Source organism: Methylocystis sp. H62 (assembly GCF_015709515.1).
Classification (GTDB): Bacteria; Pseudomonadota; Alphaproteobacteria; order Rhizobiales; family Beijerinckiaceae; genus Methylocystis.
The window spans coordinates 97,653-101,779 of the sequence record NZ_JADNQZ010000045.1; the positions used below are offsets into that span (position 1 = coordinate 97,653).

3 protein-coding genes and 2 pseudogenes are annotated in these 4,127 nt (G+C 57.6%); 3 read left to right on the top strand and 2 right to left on the bottom strand.

Annotation, left to right across the window (positions count from 1 at the left end; genetic code table 11):
• Positions 1–17: 17 nt before the first annotated feature.
• Positions 18–533: pseudogene (locus IYY11_RS22875) on the top strand (IS21 family transposase); the annotation flags it as partial.
• Positions 507–773, top strand: a pseudogene (locus IYY11_RS22880) (integrase core domain-containing protein); the annotation flags it as partial. The pseudogenes IYY11_RS22875 and IYY11_RS22880, both read left to right, overlap by 27 nt.
• A 115-nt stretch (positions 774–888) precedes the next feature.
• On the opposite strand, the gene IYY11_RS05460 reads toward IYY11_RS22880, so the two are convergent.
• Positions 889–2,871, bottom strand: coding sequence for a superinfection immunity protein (locus IYY11_RS05460; RefSeq protein WP_196402987.1), 1,983 nt, complete (start codon positions 2,869–2,871; stop codon positions 889–891).
• 121 nt (positions 2,872–2,992) lie between these two features.
• Positions 2,993–3,526: a hypothetical protein gene (locus tag IYY11_RS05465; RefSeq protein ID WP_196402988.1), complete on the bottom strand. Its 534-nt coding sequence runs from the start codon at positions 3,524–3,526 to the stop codon at positions 2,993–2,995.
• 176 nt (positions 3,527–3,702) lie between these two features.
• Between IYY11_RS05465 and IYY11_RS05470 the strand changes: the two genes are divergently transcribed.
• Positions 3,703–4,086 (top strand): IS630 transposase-related protein, encoded by a 384-nt coding sequence (locus IYY11_RS05470; RefSeq protein ID WP_196402989.1) that lies wholly within the window; start codon positions 3,703–3,705, stop codon positions 4,084–4,086.
• Positions 4,087–4,127: the final 41 nt, after the last annotated feature.

The window sequence follows — 4,127 nt, forward strand, 5'->3', positions numbered from 1 at the left end:
CGGTTTCAGCGCACGAGATTTCCCGGCGTCTCGGCATGCCGCGTTCGACGGTTCGGGAAGCGCTCAAACGCGCGGAGGGCGCCGGGCTCTCCTGGCCGCTGCCGGAGGGAATGAACGACGACGCGCTGGAGGCGGCGCTTTACGGCAACCGGCGCAGCAAGCGTGGTCACCGGCGCGTCGAAGAGCCGGACTGGGCAAACGTGCATCGCGAGCTGAAGCGCAAGCATGTCACCCTGACGATCCTGTGGGACGAATACATCGCCGAGAACCCCGGCGGCTATCGCTATTCGCGCTCTTGCGAGCTGTATCGCGCCTTCGCGAGGACGTTGTCCGTCACCATGCGGCAGACCCACGCCGCCGGCGAGCGCCTGTTCGTCGATTACGCCGGCGACGGCGTTCCCGTCGTCGTCGACAGGCTCACCGGCGAAGTGCGCATGGGGCAGATATTCGTCGCGGTGCTGGGCGCGTCGAGCCTCACATTCGCGAGAGCGAGCTGGACGCAGACGCTTCCTGACTGGATCGACGCTCATGTCGGCGCGCCGTTGCATCCACAGACCCAAAACAAGATCGAGCGCTGGCATCAAGCTCGAGAACCGCATCCTGCTCGAAAACTATTATCTGCCGGGCGACCTGAATGCGAAGATCAGCGCCTTCGTCGATCACTACAATCGTCGTCGCTATCACGAGAGCTCGAACAATCTCGCGCTCGAAAGAGAAGGATCAAACGCATCACAATCGAGAATCGATGGTTGCAACATCAAATGACCGCCGCTGAAACTCAATCGTCAGGTGAGCCGCATCCTCCACTAAATTGCAGCCCAGCCTGTCTCAAATCATTCGACGACGGACAATTACAAGTGGCAGAGCGTACATTTCCCTACTCCTATGTTATTCTTCACTCTCAACTGTGGGGGTTTTAGGAAGAACCGCGATGATAAGAGCTATACCCCAGCCTAGAACTGTCCACCCAAACAGGATGTTTACAATCAACACGATAAGCAGCCAATCGCTATCGCGCTTCCACGCCACTACAGATGGTACTATAAATACTATCGCTAATATGGTGTAGATAAAGAGCATAGGGACAGCGGCGACGAACGAGTACACCAGAATCCCCAGCAGGGCGAAGAAAACCAAGGCGAACTTGACGGCGAACGACATTTTGTGTGGTCGGTTAGGAGGTGCGGCATAGGTTTCTGCGGTATTGTGGGAGGTCGATCTGCGTGCGCGCGCCGGACCGAAACGATTATCCCCCTCGGTTCCGGAATGCTCCTGCTGAATTTCGGGGCCGAGGAAATGATCGAGGCGCGAAGAGGCTGCCGTTGAATCTGTTCCTTCGCCGATCACAGCATGAGTTGAAACACCATCCGATGGATATCTCAAGGGTTCAGCTTCTGCGCGGTCAAAGTAATCTTTTCCTTGTGCAAGTTTGTGCTTTAGCCACTTGTGTTCGCTCTCGGGTGGCTGCGCGCGCGATTGCTCATCTGAATTCAGTTCTTGTTTGGAGTAGCTGCGACGATATAAACGAAGTAGCAATCCACTGATAATTAATAGCCCGAGGATGATTCCGATCAGACTCGTGACTGGCTGGTGCGCCGTTTTATCGCCTTGGCCAACTTCTTTTTGGACGCGCTGAGACCCTGGAGTTACAGCCGGAAGCCGACGAGCCGCTTCAACCTCTGACTGTCTTCTATTTTCAGCCTCCGCTGCGGATTGGCGTACTGCTTCAAGCTCAGCTTGGTGCCGACGCTCGGTTTCCGCTGCTGCGCGACGAGCCGCTTCAGCCTCTGACTGTCTTCTATTTTCAGCCTCCGCTGCGGATTGGCGTGCTGCTTCAAGCTCAGCTTGGAGCCGACGCACAGTTTCTTGGACTGACTGCTCAGTGTTTTCTGATTCTCGGGATCCACCAAGTGCGCTATCACCGCTAGGCGCACTAGGGCTGGTCGCTGTCGCCATGCCCGACCCGGGCGGGTCATACATTCTGCTGTCCGAAACAGTTAGGCGCAGATTGCCTTTGCCAGCTTCGTTATGGTTTGCGGAATAAACATAGCCGGGGCCTCCGCCGATCCTGTATATCGGCAACCCCTCTTGCGCGGATCGCTGTAAATTTCCAAGAAAGTCGATAAGCAGGCCTTTCTTTATACTCTTACGGCTAGCCACTGCCGCGACATTTTCGGCATCGAGCGGTTCAAGTACTACCGAGCCCCAAATGGCGATAATCCCCCGCACCATTCCCGCTGCCGCAGGGGCTTTCATGATGTGTGGTTGAGAAAGGAATATCCGCGATAGCCTATCGACCTCCCGCTCAATGTCGTTCTCACTGAAGAAGGCGGGCTCGATAGAGCGAGACACATAGGCGGCTTTCAATGTAGTTTCAGAGTGGAGAATTGAGGTTGTCTTCTTGTAGGGACCTAATTTCCCCTGCTCGGCCTCAGTTCTGCGACACCAAATGAAGGTTGCGAACTGCTCGCTGCGCGAGCAGCGAAACGATCTATATACGTCGCTGGTAGGTCGAACATCTTCGCCAAGGCCGAGCCCGTCTATAGCAAATTTGGGGTCGGTGGAGAGGATCGCATCGGATTGCTCATCATTACTCGGGGGGCGGCGGCACTCTCTTAATAAACGCCGCACGCGAGGATCTCTAGGTCCGATGCCGTGAGTGGCGAGCGTCGATACCCCATAGCCCTTGGCTTCAAGGCACGCAATCACGGCAGCCGGCTCGGCTTCCCATTCAGTTCTTAAAGATTCAGCGATAGCCCCTTGGACTATTGCGCCCAAAAGACCAAAAACATCACTGGGGCTCTGGGCCACCGCCCCGGAGGAAAACTGTAATGCAGAAAACGACAGTAAAGTCCTGACGATCAGCGTCAACTGCAAGCGACTTAGGTGCATTGGACCCACCCGAAAGAATTCACAAACTAGTTTCCGATGTTTCTCGCCGTCAAGGGCGTGAACGCTAGAGTAGCTGCCGCGCACCGCTTGGGCGAGAGCGCTATAATCCTTTCCGTGTAACGATATTCCAGAGAACGGCCAAGTGACGCGCATCGGCTTCGGCGCGGTGACGGCGCGGGGCCAATGCGGTCGCCCGAGCCTTCACGCGCGCATATGCGGCTTCATCCAATCCGCTATCGACGGCGGCTTGGGAAATGAGAATTCTAGCGTCGGTCCTGCGAACCGTGAAAGTCGCATCGACGCCTGCGGCGTCAAACAGAAGACGGAGCCAGCCTTCGTCATGCGGTGCGTCGGAGAAGAGTTCCCGCCCCTGCAGCACGAGGTTCATACGCTGGGCGACCTCCCAGACCGGGCGACCGTCGCGACACAATTGCTCAAACGTGATTCCATGCAATATTTCGGCGGCGCGATCCCAGCTGTCCTTGACCGGCCACTCCGCTGGCGGCCGAATGAGATGGCTTTCGGATATGACGCCGCCCGTTTCGGGATCGGTGAACGCCCAGCCGATTTCGATTGGATAGCCCTCCAGATCGGAAGCCTCGCAGTCAAAGAAAACAGGTTCGGCGATTGTCATAGTTCCGCAGCCGCCTCCGTTGATTGTGACCGGTCAAGAAGCCGACCGACTGCTCCCGGAGTGCTCGCGCGTCAACTTCTTCGTCTAGAGCGGGTTCGTTGTTTTCCGATTCTGTTCGGGATTCCCGAATCGGCGAGAGCATGATTCTTTCATCGCGATAGCGATGGAGGCGACGGATGGCGAGGGCCTACAGCCAGGATTTGCGTGATCGCGTGATTGACGCCGCGTTGGCGGGAGTGCCGGCTCGCCATGCGGCAGCAAGGTTTGGGGTCGGCGACGCCACGGCGATTGTCTGGGTGCGGCGGGCGCGAGAGACCGGGGAGCGCACGGCGCGCAAGCAGGGACAGCCTCGACGCTCGAAGCTCGATCCCCATCGGGACTATTTGCTGGGATTGATCGAGGCGACGCCGGACTTGACGATCAGCGAACTCCTGGAGCGGCTGCTTGCCGAGCGCGGCGTGAAGGCCAGTCGCGCGACATTGTGGACGTTTCTCGACCGTTGCGGTCTGACGTTCAAAAAAAGACCGCCCATGCGAGCGAACAGGACCGCCCGGACGTAAAGGCGCGGCGCGAAGCCTGGTTCGAGAGCCAGCTCGATCTC